Source organism: Faecalimonas sp. LCP19S3_D12 (assembly GCF_052121495.1).
Lineage (GTDB): Bacteria > Bacillota > Clostridia > Lachnospirales > Lachnospiraceae > Faecalimonas.
In genome coordinates this window covers 20,017-38,372 of the sequence record NZ_JBQKED010000012.1, presented here as the reverse complement: position 1 = coordinate 38,372, position 18,356 = coordinate 20,017, and the positions used below count along the sequence as shown (strand labels likewise).

Sequence of the window (18,356 nt, the reverse complement as noted above, 5' to 3'; positions counted from 1 at the left end):
AAAATATCCCTTGACAGATTGTGACAGATGGAATAATATATACACATACCCCCTATATGTATAATGAGAGGAGTGAATGTTATGGTTACAGAAAAATATAATATATCAGGAATGACATGTGCGGCATGCAGCAGTGCGGTGGAGCGTGTCACAAGAAAGCTTGAGGGTGTCTCGGAGAGCAATGTGAATCTGACAACGGGAATTTTGACGATCACGTATGATGAGACAAAGATTACACAAAATGATGTAGTGACAAAGGTGGAACGTGCAGGTTTTGGGGCGGAACTGCATGTGGAGAAGAACAAAGAAGAAAAAGTGAAAGAAGAGGAAGCTTTAGAGCAGGACATCAAAAAGACAAAGCATAGATTGCTCGCGAATGTACTGTTGGCAATTCCGTTGCTTTACATTTCCATGGGGCATATGGTTCCCTTCCCGATGCCGTTGCCGAATATTTTGGACATGCACCATAATCCGCTGAATTTTGCTTTGGCACAGCTGATTTTGACAACGATTATCTTATATAATGGGAAAAAATTCTATCTGATCGGATTTAAAAGTTTGTTCCGCGGACATCCGAATATGGATTCCCTTGTTGCAATCGGAACAGGAAGTGCCTTTTTGTACAGCGTGGTTATGACGATTTCTATTCCGGGCAATGAAAATGCAGTACACAATCTGTACTATGAATCTGCGGCAATCGTTGTTACGCTTGTCATGGTAGGCAAGTATATGGAAGGACGAAGCAAAGGAAAGACGTCAGAGGCAATTCGCAAGCTGATGGAGCTCGCACCGGATACGGCAGTTGTGATACGAGACGGAGAACAGAAAGAGGTACCTGTGGAATCTGTCGCGCTTGGTGAGCTGATCTTGATTAAGCCGGGGAGCCGCATTCCGCTGGATGGAATTGTGGTGGAAGGAAGTACCAGTGTGGATGAATCGATGCTCACAGGTGAGAGTATCCCGGTAGAGAAAGAAAAAGAAGATGAAGTAATCGGAGGAAGCGTAAACTACCAAGGTGCGATCACTGTAAAAGTAACTCATATTGGCGCAGATACGACACTTGCAAAAATTGTGAAGATGATGGAAGACGCACAGGGAAAGAAGGCTCCGATTTCAAAATTGGCAGATACTGTGGCAGGCTATTTTGTTCCGGCTGTTATGACGATAGCAGTTGTGGCAAGTATCATTTGGCTGCTGCTTGGACATGATATTACTTTTGTGCTGACAATTTTCGTATCTGTGCTCGTCATTGCGTGCCCGTGTGCGCTTGGACTTGCAACTCCGACAGCGATCATGGTAGGAACCGGACTTGGGGCAAACCACGGTATCTTGATTAAGAGTGGGGAGGCACTGGAGATCAGCCATAAAGTTGACGCGGTTGTATTGGATAAGACGGGAACGATCACAGAGGGAAAACCGACTGTTATGCAAGTGATAAGTCACAGTGCAAGTGAGGAAAAATTGCTTCAGGTTGCAGCGTCCTGTGAACAAGTGTCAGAGCATCCGCTTGGAGCCGCGATTGTAAATGGTGCAAAAGATCGTGGAATAGAATTAGAAAAAGTGGTTGAGTTCCAAAGTATTACCGGTCAGGGGATTGAGGCAATCATTACCGGAAAGACTTATTATATTGGAAACAAAAAGCTTTGCGTGGAACAGAAGATTGATTTTTCCGAATATGAAGAGGAGGCGCTTCAGATTGCGGGAAAAGGACAGACACCGATGTTTGTAGCTTCAGGTGGTAAAGTAATCGGGATTGTGAGTGTCGCAGATACTGTCAAAGAGACGAGTAAAGCGGCAATTCAAAAAATCAAAGAACTGGGGATTGAGGTACACATGCTGACAGGAGATAACCGTCTGACAGCAGAATATATAGGAAAAACAGTGGGGGTAGATCATGTGATTGCAGAAGTGCTGCCAAATGATAAAGCATCTGTTGTAGAAGTACTGCAAAAAGAAGGAAAATGTGTTATGATGGTAGGAGATGGAATCAATGATGCACCAGCGCTTGTACAGGCAGATGTCGGAGTCGCAATCGGAAGCGGAAGTGATATCGCATTGGATTCCAGTGATATTGTATTGATGAAGTCAAATCTGCAGGATGTATATAAAGCAATTCGGTTGAGCAAGGCAACGATCCGCAATATTAAGCAGAATCTGTTTTGGGCATTTTTCTATAATGCATGCGGTCTTCCGCTGGCAGCCGGAGCGTTATATGCAATCAACGGAACGCTGTTGAATCCGATCTTTGCAGGGTTGGCGATGTCTCTTAGCTCAGTCTGTGTAGTTGGAAATGCTTTGAGACTTAAGACGACAAAGTTGGACTAGGGAGAATGAACATGGAAGAAAACAAATGCTGTGAAAGAACAAAACATCGTTCAGAAAAAGAGAAGAAAGACTTGATCACTCGCCTGAATCGAATTGAAGGTCAGGTCAGAGGGATTAAGAACATGGTGGAGGAAGAACGCTATTGCGTTGAGATTTTAAATCAGGTATCAGCAGTTCAATCCGCACTGAACAGTTTCAATAAAAAGTTGTTGGCAAGTCATATTCATTCGTGTGTAGTAGAAGACATACGAGACGGAAAAGATGAAGCGGTAGATGAACTGTGTGAGGTAATACAAAAATTAATGAAATAGTGGAGGGATTAGTATGACAATCATTAAAGCAGAAGATATGCACTGTGAAAAGTGTGTAGAACGAATCACGAAGGCGATGACAGAGGCAGGACTTGATTTTCAGGTAAGCCTTGCAGACAAGACAGTTTCCATTGATGGATGCGACAGTTGTGTGAAAAAAGCGCTGGAGATTTTAGATGATTTGGGATTCGAGGGAATCGTTCAGAAATAGGGATGTACAAAGGACAAGTATCAGGAAGAAGATGGTACTTGTCTTTTGCCAATATGGGGGATTGTATGAAAGAAAAATGGAAAATAGCAGTGGTATTTCTTGTACTGGGAGTATTGATTGCCGCAGGAAATTTGCGTGTGAGTGCAACAGAATCCGAAGACTTGTTCCTGAAGGAGATTTTGGATGACAGTACGTATGTAAAAGCGATACTCGGAGGAGGGTATCTTGGCAAAACCATTTTGTATGATGTAGATGGAGAGAAGACAGTTGTATATCCAAATGACGGTGAACATAAGACGATTGTAAGAAATGGGGAAAAAGCGACTGTGTTTTATGGAAAGTATCGAGGAAAAGATGAGCATAAGGACTATCGGGATTTGTTCCCGGAACTGGATATTTCATTTTTTTATGATCCGATGAAAGAATTAGGGTTAAAGATGAGTGAAATACAGGAACAGAATTATCAGATTGAAGTAACCAAGCAGGAGCAGATAGAAAACTTCCTTGTTCCGTTATCTTTTGTGGGTGTGATTGACAATGAGATGTTTACGATTTCACAAATCGATATTTTGTTTGATGAGGCATGCCGCCCGATTGAGATCCGGTTTCACATCACATCGGATGTGGCGCAGCAGGATCGGATTACCTATTTAGAGCAGCAGCTGAATCAGAAGTTTGAATATACAACAAGAGAAGTTGTAGAGAATGCTTTTTCTGATGTGGAAGACGAAATTGCACAGATCAAACCGTTTGAGGAGGTTGAAGTAATTGACTATATTGATGAACTGTCAAATGTGGTCAAAGTGACAGATGAGCATTTTCTGCTTGTCCTACAGGCGCAGACGGAAGAGCTGGCGGACCGTGCGGGGTGGGACAAAAGAGCTGTGTTTGCATATCTGGAGGCAGTCGATAATAAGTTTGGGCAGTTTGCCAAGGGATATGAAGGGGAACAGATCACACAGGAGGAGTATCTGGAGCAATTGGACAGAGTGTACAAATCGGCACATTTGGTCGGCTCAGATGTCTATACCTATATGTTTGAGTCCAGTGAGCTTAAAGCAAAGAAGAAAGCGCTGCTTGTCATAGAGCAGATGGGTGGATATCTGGATGAGAACGGGATGTTACAATTGAAAGATGGAGATGAATTTTACCTGAGTATGGAACCACATTCTGTTTTTCTGGAGGATTATGCCCAATGTGTCCGAGATGCTTATCAGAAGAAAAACAAAACGTATAAGCGGTTGGATAATCCGATGATTCACCAATTCCGTATGTATATAGATAAACATAATATAGAGTATGTGCGCAATAACTTTGACGGGAAGACGGACTATGAGAAATTGAAAAATTATGCGGCGGAGTTTGAGTTTTCTTTGTATTATGGGGAACCATCCAGACATCACAATAAAATTCAAAAAGACAGCACATTTGATGGACAAAAGTACGATAAAATTCTGACGCCGAACAGGCTGTCAGAGTTTATCATCAATGTGGAGACGGGAGAATTTGTGACAGAGTGGGATGTGCTGAAAACGAAAGATACACAGACTGTGATGAGCAAAGGCTCTTCCTATAAAAAGGAGAAAGAAAGTTTCCAAAAAAAGGTGGTGGATACGGAATCTTTCAATTATGCTCCGGCGGACTATGTGGAGGCGCATCAGATGCTTGATGTACTGCCGGCATCGCCTGCTAAGGAGAAAAAGCTTTATTTGGAAAATGATTTGAAGAAACTGTTGAAAAAAACATGGAAAAGTCCAGAGAAGAAAGTTTACCGGGAAAAATACAGGAAACCAAGTGATTATTTAAAATAGAGGAGAAAAAGGATGAGAAAAAGAAATAAAGTGCTATTTGGGATTGCAAGCTGTCTGTTTTTGACTGGATGTGCAAAAGAGGTAGATGGTACGGAAAAAATCAATGATATTTTAAAACAGCAGCCATACGTAGATGTTCAGCTGGGGGAGGAATATCATCAAAGTGAGGTGAAATTTTCTGCGGAGGAAGACAAGGCGGTCGTGCCAAAAGATGCTGAGTGGGGAAGAGCAGAGTACCGTGAAAAAGAAGAAGCCGGGATATATTATGGAGAAGGGGAAGGCGGAGAAATCTTTGAGACAGATTCGGAAATTACACCGGAGCTTTATATGGATGCTTATTTTGAGTCTATTCAGAATCTGAATCTGACGGCCGCCCAGGTACAAAAGGAAGAATATGTGATTCAGGTAACAGAAAATAAAAAACTCGAATTATTTGAAGAAGAATTACGGATGCTCACCGGAATCATCATGAAAGACCATTATGAATTGACGGGGGTAGAAATTACATTTGACAAACAATGCAGACCGGTACAAAAAAATTTCCAACTGCAGGATATTGATGAAGATGAACTAAAAAAAGGAACAATTGAAAGTGAGGACTATGTGCAAAAGTTTTCATATGAGACAGGACAGGGGAAGTTTGACAGGACAATCAAGAAAGTGAAGAAAGAAATCAACGAAGAATAGAAGAACCAATTTCAGCAGCATACATACAATATACTATAAGTATTCAAGAAAGGGAAAAATATGTATGCAAAATTATCGCGATAATATCATGCAATACCGGGCGAACAGACAAATGGCTCCGTGCTGCGAAAAAAATGATGCATTAGAGGGAATGCCTCTGGCGATGGCATATGTGCCATGGCAGATGTGGAGAAAGCTTTATGATGCAGAAAAAGGGTTCTCCTGTGGAACGATTTTCGAGGAATTGAATAAACCATTTCGAGGGATGGGAGGGTGTCAGAGATGATGGCAAAACCTTGTAGAAAAGATTTACTGCAATGGATCAATGTAGTAAGTTTTGCGGTAGATGATGTCAAATTGTTTTTGGATACCCATCCGTGTGACCAGAATGCGCTTGCGTATTTTCAGGAATACAGCAGGATGCGAAATGAGGCGTTAAAAGAGTATGCGAAATACTACGGACCGCTTACGATTGACACGGTGGCGGAATCCTGCGCAGACAGATGGAACTGGATCAACGAGCCATGGCCATGGCAGGAAGGGGGATGTTAATCGATGTGGAATTATGAGAAACGATTGCAGTATCCGGTAAAAATTACGCAGACAAATCCAAAGATTGCTCAGGTGATCATTACGCAATTCGGAGGACCTGACGGCGAACTGGCTGCTTCTATGAGATATTTGTCGCAGCGTTACACGATGCCGTATAAAGAAGTGACCGGAATTTTGACGGACATCGGCACGGAAGAATCTGAACAATTATGATGTATGTAAATGACCCTAAAGTGTTAAAAGTCGTTTAAATGCACTTTAAATACAGGCTTGCTTGCATCGTACACAGTGCGGTGCTGATAATCGTGCACAATCTTTAAAATCTTATACTCCTTGCCTATGTGAGATTGAAAATAATGCCAAGCGTCGCTTCTGGTAGCGTTGGCAGCCAAAAGGGTGGTTGTATCAACTGGGGCAGCAGACAAGTCTCCGCGTTTGCGGTAAGTACAAATATAAGCCTTTCCATCCTGCTCTGTGACTTCGGTTCGGTCGTAGTCGATGCGTTTGATAATCGTTTTTAGCAGGGAGTTTTTATGTTTTGCCGAGATGTTGTCATCTCTTAGTGCATTTATCACATCTTTAAAAGTAGCGATCTTCTCGGTGTAGTCTACGGGTTCTGCAGTGTTATCTTGTAAATATTTAATTTGCTTTTCAACTTCTTCTCGTTTGGATTTTAACCGGTCACTTCTCTGTAAAAACACATCTTTTGTATATATTCCATCTTCTAAAAAGTCATATAATTCTTCTTGCTTTGCATTTAATCTTTTTAATTCTTCTCTCTGTTCGGACAACATCTTAGTCTGCAATGCGTAAGTATCCATACTGTTGTCATGCTGCAGCTTAAATGCAAAGTCTTTTACTGTATCCTCTAAACAGTCAATAATAGACTCGTAGGCGACGTCAAATAACACGGATTTTGTATTGCAATGCGATCGGTGCGTACAGATCAGGCGTGCAGCAGAGCGTTCTACGCCGTTTTTATGATAAGAGCGATAAATCATTGCATGGCCGCATTTGCAATAAAGCAATCCGGCAAATGGATTGATTAAAGAGGTGTTAGACTTCTCTTTTGTCATAACGCCAGCTTTTTTGATTAGTTTATGATAAAGTTCAGGCTCCATAATGCCGTCAAAATTACCATCTACAAGCATTGCATCGTCTCCGCGATTTACGGGACGTTTTTTAACTAATTTTCCATCATCGTACATCTTAACTACTTTTCTTGTATTCCACCTTACTTTTCCGATATTTACGGGATTAATGCAAATATCCCGAAGAGTGTAAGGGTTCCAGTGTTCGGCACTGCGTGGCCTATAGCCCATGCGTTCCAAGTCTTTCCCAATAGCTGTCCATCCCATATCATCATAAACACACTTCTTAGCTGCAATATTAACAGCCTCTGCTTCTTTTCGGTTTACAGTCAAAGTAGGCGTTTTGTCAATGATGATTTTGTCAAATCCATACGGAGCAACACTACCGATAAAGTTACCGTTTTTCACAGAGGCAACACGGCCACGTCGCAAGATCTCCTTCGTGTATTCGAGATAATCATTTCCACGGCTCAGCTCCATCTTAAAAAAGTCGTAGTCAAATTTATTATTCAGATCATAGATTTTCGCCGGCGTAAGAATGAGTGTATCGCTATACTTGAAACTAGATAAGATTTTCCCGCCATCTTCCCAGTCACCGCGGGAGAGACGTTGTGGATCAATCACAAATACACCGCGTACAGAGCCGGATTCGATAGCGGAAAGCACCTTTTGAATATCCGGGCGGTCTTGGATTGTTTCACCCGAAACGACCTCACGGAAGATGTTACATTCCGGTATTTTTGCACCAAGCAGACGGATAGCAAAGTTCTGCAGTTCAGTCTCATGTTTTGCAAGCGTTTCTTCGATTGTCTCATACTCGCTGTCGGCGCGAGACTTTCTTAGATACAATAAAAAATCATATACTGTAAATTGGGTAAAATTGTAGTCCATAATCATCCTTCCTTCTGTAAAATATATTAAAAAAGAGTACAAAAAATACACCCAACGAAAATATGTTCCGTTGACGGGTGTTTCCGAAGATGATACAATATTCTTTGAACGTACCATTGTATTCTTCGGAACAGTGGTCTTGCGATTTGCCGTTCCTGTTGGCGCAGGGGCGGTTTTCTATTTATCTTCTAGTTTCTTTTGCTCGCGTTCAATCTGTTTAATGCTTTTGGATGGGGTAGGAAGATCTTCCGGCATAGTTCCTCCCAATTCTTTGATAGTTTGCCGTACTTTTTTCCCAACTTCATAGTGGGTACGGTTTGCAGCTTCCTTTCCGATTATTTTATCATTTCGAAGTTTTTCATCGGTTTGTGTAGCGCGGAATAAGTTCGCAGCTAATTCGGTGCTTCCCATGTGATCCAAAATGTCTTGACTTTTCTTTAAGCCTTTCCGTACGTGGATTTCTTTTCTGCCGAGTCCGCCATATAAACCTTGATACCCTTTGTTTTGAAAGATTGCATAATCTCTCGGATCGGAAATACCTGCAAGATTAGCAGCTTCAGCAAGAGATTTATTGTGTGCTTTCATTTCATTACGAACAGCAAGACGTTTTTTGTCTTCTGTAAGGTCGTTGAAATTTTCAATCAATTCTTGCTGTCTCGTTTTTACAGCGAAATATGTTTTACCAAGTGCAATTATTTTTTTAGAAGCATCGCCATTTAATACAATAAGATAGCAAGCGTACCGAGATAATTGATAACTAGGAAAACCTCTTTTAGCGTTCGAACCAATTTGCACCATCTCGGTAACTTCACCGAAATGGTCGGAGATGGTATAACCACTATTCTCACAGTTTTCCATTGCTTTAAAAATAGTTAATTCAAAATTGCGAAAATCTTTATACTCAAAAACTTTTGAAAGCTCACGAGCATACCAAAACTATTCCCCATATTCATTAATATGCTTGATAGATTCAAACAAAGATTCAGTATAGCTGTTCTGCTCTTCTTCAGTAAGAGCTTTACTAAGAACACGATCATGTAATTCTGTTAATTTGTTTTCTTTCTCCATAAAATTCTCCTAAAAAAATAATACCCCAAGCCTCGTCTATTCCCTTATGGTGGGAGGACTACTGCTAGGGGTATGTTAATCTCGTGTAACTTTTGTTACACCGCTATAATATGCCCTTTACAGTAAAAAATCAATACATTATTTGAAAAAAATTGAAAAAATATTTGATTTTGTTTAAATAAAGTGATAGCAAAATAAAATTTGCCATAGTGTAATTACCATTATTTACCTGTAGTATTCCTCCTTCACAGAAGTTAAAATAAAACAGCTATGAAAATGTTACTCGATAAAATAATGTATAATAAAAACTTGTCTATACGTCAGGTATCTATTATCACAGGAGTTCCAAAATCTACTATAAGCGATATAGTAGCTGGAAAAACCATGCCACGAATAGATACGCTAGAAACAATTGCAAAAGGTCTCAAAATTCGCATTTCTGACCTTTATGAATCTGATTACAAATAAGTGTCCGAGTTCTCGGACAAATCCCCAAAACCGCGTTAGATTTCCGTTAGTCATGTGTATATATAGTAAAGGGATAAATCCTAAGATTATTTCTAAAATAAGAACGAATGTTCGAAAAACCTATTGAAATACATAAAAAAATGTAGTAATATCAAATCAAGGAATTTCGAACGTGCGTTCAATACAACGGACACGGGAGGGGTACATATGAATGATGCAGATTGCAAAAAGCAAAATAACATCAAAATTATTGTTGAATTATTAGAAAAGTCACAACCTGAAAAGGTTGCAGAGATTCTTGAATTTATAAAAAGCTATCTCTCTTAATAATTCACGGAAAAGAGTCAGGTTACTGGCTCTTTTTTAAGTTGTCTATATACTGCATGGCTATTTTTTCTAATGTAGCCTTGCTTGTATCGTCTAATTGCTCATATGTAACGATTAAAGTCTGTATTGCGGTAGCAATAGCAGAATCTTTGTCTTTCAGTAACAGACCTGTATACTTCATTAACTTCTGTTGCTCGGTCAGCTCTTCGAACATTTCACCATCGCCAGTACGAAGCCAATTCTCGTTTACACCATACTCTCGACAAATGGAAAGAATGGCTTGAGCGGAAGTATTTCTTTTCCCACTTTCGATTAATGCCATAGAATTTTGTTTTAAACCGATACGCTTTGCAAATTCTGTCTGAGTAAGTCCGAGTTCATGTCTTATCCGTTTAATCCTTTCATTCACTTTATCACCTCCACGCCTATATTATACAATGTGAATATTGCACAGTCAATAAAATATTTCAAAATCAATAAAAATTATATTGACATATTTGATTTAGCGATATATAATTATTTCAGAATCAACAAAGGAGGTGAAGAAAATAAAGATAAAAGAAATAGTTATAGCAATAGCGGAGGAGTTAAAAGAAAGTATTATTGAAGATGCAAATAGAAAGTGGACAAAAAAAGACACGATTTGCTCAATCGTGTCAGTGATATTAAGTGCTGCAACTTCAGCTATAGTTGTCCTTTTATGCGCAAAGTAATTAGCGTAGTGATGATAGATATGACGATTGGAAGGAGAAAATTTTTAACGAAAAAGAGAGACATAGACTGAAGAGTTAAAAAAGAATTATGAAGTCCCTTTTGAGTTAGATGGAAATTGTAAGTGTTTCCATAGTTGTATTGCAAATAACCGGATGCTACCAATTGAGAAATAATTGAATCTATTTCACGCTCATACTTTTTGTAGCTATATAGCTGACTCATATCGTCGAGACAAAAATAACAATCATCGGAGAGATAAGAAACATTAATTTCGGTATTATTTGTCAATTTTTTCAAATTCTTTAGCACGATTCTACATTGAAGGGTGAGCATAATAAAACTCCTTTCTTTGATACTAGAACATTAACTGCTCTGTAAGTACAGTATAGGAGAAATGGAAGCAAAGGGCAATAAAGAATGAAAGAAAGAGGTGAATGAAAATGTTAGAACTTGAAGAAAAGAAGAAACAGGAAATCAAACACATGGTAACTATTTTAGAGCAAATTGATTTACCGGACATTCTGCTTCTGACAAGAGATGCTAATACACTTTTGATTCGTCAGAGAGAAGCGGAAAAGATGGAAAAGAAAGCGGGATAGGAGATAGAGAGATGGTAGATTGCGAAAGGTTACAAATTCAAATTAAAAATGAGGTAAACACAGTTTACGAAGAGCTGAAACATGAATCTGAAAATTATGCAGAATTTTATGACAAATGCATGAAATTTTACAGGGAAATAAGATTCAAAGATAGAAATCTTGGGCGATATGTGAAAAGCATCTTTGAAGAGCTAATGAGGAATGAATTGAAGGGAGTGCAAAATACACGCCCTTCTGACAACATTTAGTTGTTCTCAATTTTAATAATTGAGTTAACGCAATATGCTGGCGAATCGTTGCTTTTAACATAAAAGAAAGAGCAAAAACATAATGCGTCCATAATAGAAGGAATTAGTCCATCATGAGTGTGCCAATACAATTCAACAGGGACGCTCATTGACGCGAAATTTCCATCTGATGATGTATTTCCAATTATAGGAATAATAACGTCGCATTCAGATAAAACGAGTGTGCTTTTGTCTGAAAAATAAATAGTTGCAGTTCTCATGCAAATATACTCCTTTCGTAATTACTCGGACATGGCGGTGCCCTGTGATTACAGTATAGGAGATTTTGGTGGACAACGCAACAAGTACAAACAGTGATACATACATTCTAAAGATTGGAGGGAGATATATGGAGACAAAGAAAATCGAAACAAATAAAGCGGTTGTATATGTTCATTACAGCCGTTTGCCGACAAAAGAGGATTTAGAAGATGCTTGTGCAAATTTTATGCAGAAAGCATTGCGCGATAGAAAGACAAAGGACAAAACCGCTTAGGCGGTAAAGAGGTGAGGACAAGCAATGGCGAGAGAAAAATTAAAGGAAGCCCGCCAGAAGGCAGGCATGACGCAGAAAGATGTAGCAAAGCACTTAGAAATATCTGAACGATATTATAGGCAAATAGAAGCCGGGCAAAGAAATGGCGATTTTACCTTGTGGGATAACTTGGAAGATTTGCTCGGAATCCATCAAAGATTACTTAGGGAAATCTCTTCCAACTAACTCATCAAGAGAAACGTTGAAATGGTCGGCAAGCCTAATTAGAACAGACAGTTCAGGTTCCCTTGCTCCTAATTCATAGTTACGATATCCACGTACTGTTATACCTAACAATTCTGCCATTTGGCTCTGCGTGCAGTTTAAAGCAAGACGCAATTGTTTGAGTTTTTTTGAAAATTCCATACTAACCTCCATAATATATATTGACAGGAACAAAATGTACCTCTATAATGATGATATGAAAGAGGAACAAAACGTACCTCTAATAAAAATAGTTTTAATTAAATATTTTATCACATTTAAGGAGGAAAAAGCAAATGTTAGCAGAAAAGGTTAAGAAATTAGAGCGGGAAAATACAGAGTTAAAAGAACAGGTTGAGATGTTGGAAGATATATGTGGAAATAAAGTGGGATTTCCGAAAAATTGTGAATATTGCAGTAACTTTATCCAGCATTACGTCAAAATAGGAAAATCATATGTTCCGACTTGTGACGGACATTGTGCAGCTGGAAATAGAACGAAGAAAAGAAAGACGAAAGACACGTGTAAAGCTTTTGTGAAAAAACAATTTGGAAAAAATTTCATATAGACAAGGAGGATGAGCATGTTTGAAAAATACCTAGAATTGCTCGAACACAACCTAAACTGGGTAAAAGACCAGCTAAGAAAAGACAGACGCATGACAGACACAAGGTTTGCTAGAGCAGTATGTAATTCGCACAAATACAGGGTCGTAGGAGCATTGGAACTCATGCTGGATATGAAAGAGATTACATGGGAAAAAGAGCATGAGGAAAGAAAAAAAGTGGACGAGCTGTTTAAGCTCGAGAATCTGCTTAAAGAAATTGAGAAAGAGGGAAAGAAATGAACTGGAACAGAAGAAAAGAACTCCCTGAGTGGGAGAAAAGAAGAATCCGTAACCGACATGAAAAATATCTGAGAAAGGAAAATAGAACAGCTCGCTCAATAGCACTTTTTGTGCTGGTAATATTGCTAATCGGGATTGTGGGAGGTGTAGTGAAATGAATGAGATTATGACAGCTGAAAAACAAGAGATTCAGGTGATGCAGTTCGAACGATCAGACGTGCTCAGACAACGCAGACTGGCGAAACAGCTGCTTAAGAAGGACCTCTATGACGAGATTATGTTTCGGAGGGTTATGACAGTTATCGGCGCAGTGTTAATCGGAGCACTTGGGTTTCTAGCTGGAGAAATCACAGTGATATCGATGATTCGATAAAAAAGCGCCCATAAAAGGTCGGCAAACCTTTGGGCGCTAGTCTAAAAACACAAATTAATTATAAGAAAAACCAAAGAAAAAGTCAATGCCGGAAAGGAGAGTATATGGAGAATCCGGTTAAGATAGTCAGATATTCGCACGCGATTTCATTTCCGAGTGGAAATACAGCGAATATACAGTGCATGATGGGGACTTACGAAGAAGTAAGGGAAAAAGCGGAGAAAATTGCACAAGAGAACAAAGTAGAAGTGATTAGCATCATATAAAAAAGGTGCATCCTTGGCAGAGGGTGCACCGGTGACTTGCGCCACACGAAAATAAATTCTTTTAATTATTATATCGTTGTCATAGCGCAAAGTCAAGAAATACAAGGGTTTTGCACTAATTTTACAAAGGTAATGAAAGTTTTATACGTCCTTGTAATGGGTATTAACAAATCAGACAAGAGGCTAAATTATGAAGACATACGATAATTATAATTACGAAGAAGCATATAGTAAGCAATTACATGTATTAGAAGAGTGGGAAATAGAACAGGAAGTAAAAAGGTTACTGTCGCAGGATAAAGTGAGCTGCATATACAGAACTACCACGAATAAAGCGAAAAATCTTAAGAGTGGAAAAGAATTACTGGAAGTTCAGATTTATCCGAGTTTTAAAAACAAAGAGGATGTCCCAAACACGAGGTCAAAAAAAGAGACAAGAGTATCACAGAGAAACTTGAATGATAAAAATGCAAAAAGATATCTGATACGGTTGGCAAATATCAACTTCGGGCATGGGGATATATGGGCGACTTTTGGGTGGGATAATGATAATCTTCCGGAAGACCGGGTAAGAGCAAAGAAAGATGTAACCAATTTCATAAATCGAATAAAACGATATCGAAAGAAATTAGGAAGAGGAGAAACGAAATATATTTATGTATTGGCGTTCGATGGATATACAAGACCGCACTTTCACCTACTGATCAGCGGAGATGGGACGGACAGGGATGAGCTGGAGGATTTATGGAAAAAAGGAGAACGAAAAAACACTAGAAGAATTCGACCGGATGATAAATTTCTTCTGACGGGGCTTGCGACGTACATATCGCAAAACCCACATGGAACAAAGAGGTGGGTTTCCTCTAAGAATTTGGTACATCCGAAGCCGCCGAGTAGAAGTTATTCGAAGTTTCGGAGCAAAAGGAAGATAGCAGAAATGGCAATTAACTACCATGTACTGGAAGAACAGATGGAAAAAGCGTATCCGGGATATAGATTCTTGGACAGAGAATTATATAGTAATGACAAGAACGGAACATTTTACTTGTATGTAAGAATGATTCGGGATTGAAAGGAGAAAACATGTTCGAAGTAAAGATATACATAGAGACCTCTCTAAAAGGACCATTGAGAGCCGGGACGGGAGAGGGATGGTATGCAGCAGTTATCGAATACCGGAAGAAAAACGGAGAAATTGAAACAAGGGAAGATTTTGTCCGCGAGGAACAGACAACATACCATAAGTCAGTGTTATGTGCTTTCCTAAAATCGTTGAAACGACTGAATAAAGAGTGTGTCCTCGAGGTGCATACAGATTCCACATTTTTGAACAATAATTGCAAAAATGGCAACTTGGAAATGTGGAAAACAAACGGGTGGAAGACGATAAAAGGGGAAAATGTAGCACATAAGGAACTTTGGCAGCAGATTTCTGTAGAGCTGGACAAGCATAAAGTGGAATTTATCTGGGAAAGAAGAAACGAATACAGCTTGTGGATGATGGAACAGGCGAAAACCAGACTAAAAAGTCCGACAAACGCCGAAAAGTCCGAAATCGGAGGGTGATGGCATGGGAAGAAAATGGACAGAAAAAGAACGCAAGTACGTAAAAGAAAATTGGGGGAAAATACCAACACAGGTCATGGCAATGAAAATTGATCGCACAGAGAGTGCAATCAAGAACATGGCACGGAGCATTACAAAGTCGAAAGTGGAGGAGAAGAGAAAAAGCTACGAAGAACAACGGCGCAACGCTGCAAAAAAACGACAACGGTGTAAGACATGCATCTACAGAGCTTATCAAGGAAGAGGATGCGATTACATCCTGCTCACAGGAGAAAGACGTGGATGCAAACCGGAGGAATGCGATAAGTACGTAAAAGGAAAGAAAAAGAGAATGGAAAATGAGCCGGCATGGCAAGGGAGGTAAATATGGCAAAGAAAATAGATACAAGCTATCAAGCGAGAATGGACGGCATGGTATACGCATTAAGGCTGGTAGAAAAAGAGGGAATAGAAGCATTAAAGAAAGACATCGAATTCCGAGGTGCGAATTTTGTCCCGTTGGAAATTAACCGAGAAACAATGGTGGAGATCTATGGAATGTTAGCGGCACGCATTACACAGACAATGCTAACAATGGTGCTGGCAACACTAAGAGATTCCAAAGGTTGGGGCGAAAAACGCTTAAAGGATTTTAAAGAGATGTTTGAAAAAAAGTGCATCGAAGTAGATGCTTTAGATCCAAACGGGGAACATTACGCGCGTATTTCCGACTATGCAAAGCTACTGGAAAAAGAATGTGGAATCAAGATGGACCTGGAAACGATTTTGAAGGTGCAGCAGGATACAGACAAAACAGATAAAAGGTTGGAGGAAAAGTAAGCATGGCAAATTATAAAAAGATTTATGCAGTGGACTTTGACGGAACATTACATAGGGGAGTGAGATATCCTCTTATCGGAACTCCGAATTATTATTTAATAGAGTTCTTAAAAGAGAAAAGAAAAAAAGAGGATATAGTGATTCTGTGGACATGTAGGGAAGGAGAATTACTGAAAGATGCTGTAAATTGGTGCAGGAAATACGGATTAGAATTCGACTATATCAATGAAAATACGGAAGAGAATAAAAAGAAATTTGAAAACGACTGTAGAAAGATATTTGCTCACTACTACATAGATGACAGGAACATGACTGTAAATGATTTACATGTGCAGGCAGCAGGGCTAGATATGAAAATATGGGAACGATCATGCGAACTGATGCTCAAGGAATCGGAATCATGTGTATAGATTACAATGCATTTGCGTTTCCGAAAGCGAGCTGGAAACGAGAAAAAGTGTCTAAACAGAAAGGGAGACATGGCAACAGTAAGAAACGTAAAAAGCACAGAAAAAGTATCATGCATCCCAAGGGAAGGGGTTACTGTTATTTATGCGCCGTACTGCACAATGACTATACATACAAACCAACGCAAGAGCATCACGTGATGTTTGGCTCTGGCCAACGTGAGCTGAGTGAGGAATATGGGCTCACAGTCCAACTTTGCATGGAACACCATAAAGAGGGACCGGAAGCAGCGCACAATAACCAAGCGATACGAGAGCTACTGTGCAGGGATGCACAAGCAGCATTTATGATGGAGTATCCGGAACTGGAATGGATGAAGATATTTAAAAAGAACTATTTGGAGGCACCAACTCTGTAAAGGGGTTGATATATATCACAAAATTGTCAATACCTCCTGGCTGAATGGCTGGGAGGGAAAGGAGGTATTATGGCACTATACAGAAAATTTGTCCGAAGAGGAATGATAACAAACAAACTAATATACAGAGGGAATGAGTTTGTAGAGAGATGGGAAAAAGATGTTGTATTGATGTGCAAAGGAGATACAATCTCAAAACAAGTAAATAATACATTCGATAACCTGAGTGTAAAAGAATTGGAAATCATAGAAAACTTGGGATTTTATACAGATTTCAACCTAGAAGAAAAAATAAGTGAGCTATCAGATTATGAGGCGTTATATCAAGCCGAAGGTGGCAGCAGTAAGGAGAGAAGATGAAACCACAACACGCAGCAATAAAAATGGCAATTATAGAATACATACAAAAACATGGCTATCCACCAACAGTACGAGAGATAGCTAAGATGACAGGATATAAGTCAACATCAAGCGCGCAGGGGCATTTGGTAAAGATGTTCGAGCTTGGTATTTTGGAGACAGACGAAAAACCGGGAACATCAAGAGCGATAAGAGTCCCGGGATACAAATTCGAAATGAGGTAATAGAGTGATAGCATTAATTCAATTTTTATTATTAATATTTTGGGTATTAGACATAACAAATATGCCGTTCATGGAGATGTTTGATACAACATATCCGATGAATGGGTTATTTTGGCTATTGATTTGGATTTTTGTATTGGGGTTTGAAGTTAAAATAAAAAAAGAATGATGGAGGATTAAGCATGGAAAGATTAACAGAATATCACGGTGGAAAAGCTGTTATTAAGAATAAAAGCGAACTTGGACAGGGTATGGAGAAATTAGCCAAATACGAGAATATCGAGGAACAGAAAGAAAAAGCGAAAAAATTGAGACCAGACTTCCCGGTACTGAGAAACAACGACCAGCGTAAAGAGTTTTTAAAAGGTTTCCACGATTGGCCAGTGTGGTTCACGATACCAGAGGCGAACGAAACATACTACAGATACAATCTACCTGATGGCAGCAGTATTGTAATCTGCGAGTATAAGCGATGGCTGTTTTGGAAAGTTCAATACACGGACGAGAATCCGGAATCGAAAGAAACTAGATTGTATTTGCTCAAAAATAGATATCACTACCTGAATGATTGTAGGACGAGTGAGACCGACATCGTAGATCATCTCAAGAACGTACGGAAATGGATACAGGAAGGACAGGTGTAGAGATGAACAGATTAACACAGACAGATGACATTGGTAATTGGTCACTAGAAGGATTGCCTTGGAAAGATACATACGTAGGACAGGTAATTACGAAAAATACGAGTGAGAAGATATATGCAGCACTGTGCAAATTGAAAGATTATGAAGATACCGTATTAACTCCAAATCAGGTGCAGGAACTGAAAGAACGTGATACGGCGAAGAAACCGATTAAGACTAAGGGATTGAAAAATTTTCATGGAAATATTTATAAAGTAGTTGGCGAATGTTCTAACTGTGGCTGTGGTGTAAATAGCTTTATGATGTTTTGCGACTACTGCGGACAGCGGTTAAAGTGGGAGGAATAACA

31 protein-coding genes and 2 pseudogenes are annotated in these 18,356 nt (G+C 39.4%); 28 read left to right on the top strand and 5 right to left on the bottom strand.

What is annotated here, in order from left to right:
• The first annotated feature begins 81 nt into the window (after positions 1–81).
• From ACTQXY_RS05330 to ACTQXY_RS05295, 8 genes and pseudogenes are all read left to right on the top strand, one after another.
• Positions 82–2,325 carry a heavy metal translocating P-type ATPase gene (locus ACTQXY_RS05330; protein WP_441658610.1) on the top strand — a complete coding sequence of 748 codons (2,244 nt, stop codon included), beginning with the start codon at positions 82–84 and terminating at the stop codon, positions 2,323–2,325.
• Between the two features lie 11 nt (positions 2,326–2,336).
• Positions 2,337–2,636 (top strand): metal-sensing transcriptional repressor, encoded by a 300-nt coding sequence (locus tag ACTQXY_RS05325; RefSeq protein ID WP_022251226.1) that lies wholly within the window; start codon positions 2,337–2,339, stop codon positions 2,634–2,636.
• A 13-nt stretch (positions 2,637–2,649) separates the two neighbouring features.
• The gene (locus ACTQXY_RS05320) at positions 2,650–2,847 is read left to right on the top strand and encodes a heavy-metal-associated domain-containing protein (RefSeq protein WP_022251225.1); all 198 of its coding nucleotides are present in this window, start codon (positions 2,650–2,652) and stop codon (positions 2,845–2,847) included.
• A gap of 65 nt (positions 2,848–2,912) precedes the next feature.
• A complete protein-coding gene (locus ACTQXY_RS05315; protein WP_441658609.1) occupies positions 2,913–4,658 on the top strand; it encodes a DUF3114 domain-containing protein in 1,746 nt (581 codons plus the stop codon).
• A gap of 12 nt (positions 4,659–4,670) precedes the next feature.
• A complete protein-coding gene (locus ACTQXY_RS05310) occupies positions 4,671–5,345 on the top strand; it encodes a hypothetical protein (RefSeq protein WP_441658608.1) in 675 nt (224 codons plus the stop codon).
• Positions 5,346–5,409: 64 nt separating this feature from the next.
• Positions 5,410–5,631 (top strand): spore coat associated protein CotJA, encoded by a 222-nt coding sequence (locus ACTQXY_RS05305; RefSeq protein ID WP_004611125.1) that lies wholly within the window; start codon positions 5,410–5,412, stop codon positions 5,629–5,631.
• A complete protein-coding gene (locus ACTQXY_RS05300) occupies positions 5,628–5,897 on the top strand; it encodes a spore coat protein CotJB (protein WP_441658607.1) in 270 nt (89 codons plus the stop codon). The genes ACTQXY_RS05305 and ACTQXY_RS05300 overlap by 4 nt, the downstream gene beginning before the upstream one ends.
• Before the next feature lie 3 nt (positions 5,898–5,900).
• A pseudogene (locus tag ACTQXY_RS05295) lies at positions 5,901–6,095 on the top strand (manganese catalase family protein); the annotation flags it as partial.
• Between the two features lie 38 nt (positions 6,096–6,133).
• Here the strand turns inward: ACTQXY_RS05295 and ACTQXY_RS05290 are convergent.
• The 3 genes and pseudogenes from ACTQXY_RS05290 to ACTQXY_RS05280 all read right to left on the bottom strand — a co-directional run bounded on the left by ACTQXY_RS05290 (position 6,134) and on the right by ACTQXY_RS05280 (position 8,947).
• Positions 6,134–7,879, bottom strand: coding sequence for a recombinase family protein (locus ACTQXY_RS05290; protein ID WP_441658606.1), 1,746 nt, complete (start codon positions 7,877–7,879; stop codon positions 6,134–6,136).
• Between the two features lie 177 nt (positions 7,880–8,056).
• Positions 8,057–8,803 (bottom strand): annotated as a pseudogene (gene dinD / locus ACTQXY_RS05285) (DNA damage-inducible protein D); the annotation flags it as partial.
• Between the two features lie 12 nt (positions 8,804–8,815).
• Positions 8,816–8,947 (bottom strand): hypothetical protein, encoded by a 132-nt coding sequence (locus tag ACTQXY_RS05280; protein WP_441658605.1) that lies wholly within the window; start codon positions 8,945–8,947, stop codon positions 8,816–8,818.
• 270 nt (positions 8,948–9,217) lie between these two features.
• On the opposite strand from ACTQXY_RS05280, the gene ACTQXY_RS05275 reads away from it, so the two are divergent.
• On the top strand, positions 9,218–9,415 hold the full coding sequence (locus tag ACTQXY_RS05275; protein WP_441658604.1) for a helix-turn-helix domain-containing protein: 198 nt from the start codon (positions 9,218–9,220) through the stop codon (positions 9,413–9,415).
• Between the two features lie 349 nt (positions 9,416–9,764).
• On the opposite strand, the gene ACTQXY_RS05270 is transcribed toward ACTQXY_RS05275, so the two are convergent.
• Positions 9,765–10,151, bottom strand: coding sequence for a helix-turn-helix domain-containing protein (locus ACTQXY_RS05270; RefSeq protein ID WP_441658603.1), 387 nt, complete (start codon positions 10,149–10,151; stop codon positions 9,765–9,767).
• Positions 10,152–10,896: 745 nt separating this feature from the next.
• Here ACTQXY_RS05270 and ACTQXY_RS05265 point away from each other — a divergent pair.
• The 4 genes from ACTQXY_RS05265 to ACTQXY_RS05250 all read left to right on the top strand — a co-directional run bounded on the left by ACTQXY_RS05265 (position 10,897) and on the right by ACTQXY_RS05250 (position 12,063).
• Positions 10,897–11,055 carry a hypothetical protein gene (locus ACTQXY_RS05265; RefSeq protein WP_441658602.1) on the top strand — a complete coding sequence of 53 codons (159 nt, stop codon included), beginning with the start codon at positions 10,897–10,899 and terminating at the stop codon, positions 11,053–11,055.
• Between the two features lie 11 nt (positions 11,056–11,066).
• The gene (locus tag ACTQXY_RS05260) at positions 11,067–11,303 is read left to right on the top strand and encodes a hypothetical protein (protein WP_441658601.1); all 237 of its coding nucleotides are present in this window, start codon (positions 11,067–11,069) and stop codon (positions 11,301–11,303) included.
• Between the two features lie 388 nt (positions 11,304–11,691).
• On the top strand, positions 11,692–11,838 hold the full coding sequence (locus ACTQXY_RS05255; RefSeq protein WP_441658600.1) for a hypothetical protein: 147 nt from the start codon (positions 11,692–11,694) through the stop codon (positions 11,836–11,838).
• Positions 11,839–11,862: 24 nt separating this feature from the next.
• Positions 11,863–12,063 carry a helix-turn-helix domain-containing protein gene (locus ACTQXY_RS05250; RefSeq protein ID WP_441658599.1) on the top strand — a complete coding sequence of 67 codons (201 nt, stop codon included), beginning with the start codon at positions 11,863–11,865 and terminating at the stop codon, positions 12,061–12,063.
• Here the strand turns inward: ACTQXY_RS05250 and ACTQXY_RS05245 are convergent.
• Complete coding sequence (locus ACTQXY_RS05245; RefSeq protein ID WP_441658598.1) at positions 12,037–12,243, bottom strand: helix-turn-helix domain-containing protein; 207 nt, start codon at positions 12,241–12,243, stop codon at positions 12,037–12,039. The genes ACTQXY_RS05250 and ACTQXY_RS05245 overlap by 27 nt on opposite strands.
• 134 nt (positions 12,244–12,377) lie before the next feature.
• On the opposite strand from ACTQXY_RS05245, the gene ACTQXY_RS05240 reads away from it, so the two are divergent.
• From ACTQXY_RS05240 to ACTQXY_RS05170, 15 genes are all read left to right on the top strand, one after another.
• Positions 12,378–12,650, top strand: coding sequence for a hypothetical protein (locus ACTQXY_RS05240; RefSeq protein ID WP_441658597.1), 273 nt, complete (start codon positions 12,378–12,380; stop codon positions 12,648–12,650).
• Positions 12,651–12,665: 15 nt separating this feature from the next.
• Positions 12,666–12,929, top strand: a complete 264-nt coding sequence (locus ACTQXY_RS05235) for a hypothetical protein (protein ID WP_441658596.1) — start codon at positions 12,666–12,668, stop codon at positions 12,927–12,929.
• A complete protein-coding gene (locus ACTQXY_RS05230) occupies positions 12,926–13,087 on the top strand; it encodes a hypothetical protein (protein WP_441658595.1) in 162 nt (53 codons plus the stop codon). Before ACTQXY_RS05235 ends, ACTQXY_RS05230 begins: the two co-directional genes overlap by 4 nt.
• Complete coding sequence (locus tag ACTQXY_RS05225; RefSeq protein WP_441658594.1) at positions 13,084–13,302, top strand: hypothetical protein; 219 nt, start codon at positions 13,084–13,086, stop codon at positions 13,300–13,302. The genes ACTQXY_RS05230 and ACTQXY_RS05225 overlap by 4 nt, the downstream gene beginning before the upstream one ends.
• 104 nt (positions 13,303–13,406) lie before the next feature.
• Positions 13,407–13,568 carry a hypothetical protein gene (locus ACTQXY_RS05220; RefSeq protein ID WP_441658593.1) on the top strand — a complete coding sequence of 54 codons (162 nt, stop codon included), beginning with the start codon at positions 13,407–13,409 and terminating at the stop codon, positions 13,566–13,568.
• A 190-nt stretch (positions 13,569–13,758) separates the two neighbouring features.
• Positions 13,759–14,640, top strand: coding sequence for a rolling circle replication-associated protein (locus ACTQXY_RS05215; RefSeq protein ID WP_441658592.1), 882 nt, complete (start codon positions 13,759–13,761; stop codon positions 14,638–14,640).
• An 11-nt stretch (positions 14,641–14,651) separates the two neighbouring features.
• Entirely contained in the window at positions 14,652–15,134 is a 483-nt protein-coding gene (locus tag ACTQXY_RS05210) for an RNase H family protein (protein ID WP_441658591.1), read from the top strand.
• Positions 15,135–15,138: 4 nt separating this feature from the next.
• The gene (locus ACTQXY_RS05205; RefSeq protein ID WP_441658590.1) at positions 15,139–15,498 is read left to right on the top strand and encodes a hypothetical protein; all 360 of its coding nucleotides are present in this window, start codon (positions 15,139–15,141) and stop codon (positions 15,496–15,498) included.
• A 2-nt stretch (positions 15,499–15,500) separates the two neighbouring features.
• Positions 15,501–15,953, top strand: coding sequence for a hypothetical protein (locus tag ACTQXY_RS05200; RefSeq protein ID WP_441658589.1), 453 nt, complete (start codon positions 15,501–15,503; stop codon positions 15,951–15,953).
• Positions 15,954–15,955: 2 nt separating this feature from the next.
• Entirely contained in the window at positions 15,956–16,363 is a 408-nt protein-coding gene (locus ACTQXY_RS05195; RefSeq protein WP_441658588.1) for a hypothetical protein, read from the top strand.
• Complete coding sequence (locus tag ACTQXY_RS05190; RefSeq protein ID WP_441658587.1) at positions 16,354–16,779, top strand: hypothetical protein; 426 nt, start codon at positions 16,354–16,356, stop codon at positions 16,777–16,779. The genes ACTQXY_RS05195 and ACTQXY_RS05190 overlap by 10 nt, the downstream gene beginning before the upstream one ends.
• Positions 16,780–16,848: 69 nt before the next feature.
• A complete protein-coding gene (locus ACTQXY_RS05185; RefSeq protein ID WP_441658586.1) occupies positions 16,849–17,139 on the top strand; it encodes a hypothetical protein in 291 nt (96 codons plus the stop codon).
• A complete protein-coding gene (locus tag ACTQXY_RS05180; protein WP_441658585.1) occupies positions 17,136–17,363 on the top strand; it encodes a LexA family protein in 228 nt (75 codons plus the stop codon). The genes ACTQXY_RS05185 and ACTQXY_RS05180 overlap by 4 nt, the downstream gene beginning before the upstream one ends.
• Positions 17,364–17,545: 182 nt before the next feature.
• The gene (locus ACTQXY_RS05175; RefSeq protein WP_441658584.1) at positions 17,546–18,007 is read left to right on the top strand and encodes a hypothetical protein; all 462 of its coding nucleotides are present in this window, start codon (positions 17,546–17,548) and stop codon (positions 18,005–18,007) included.
• A gap of 2 nt (positions 18,008–18,009) precedes the next feature.
• Positions 18,010–18,354, top strand: a complete 345-nt coding sequence (locus tag ACTQXY_RS05170; RefSeq protein ID WP_441658583.1) for a hypothetical protein — start codon at positions 18,010–18,012, stop codon at positions 18,352–18,354.
• Positions 18,355–18,356: the final 2 nt, after the last annotated feature.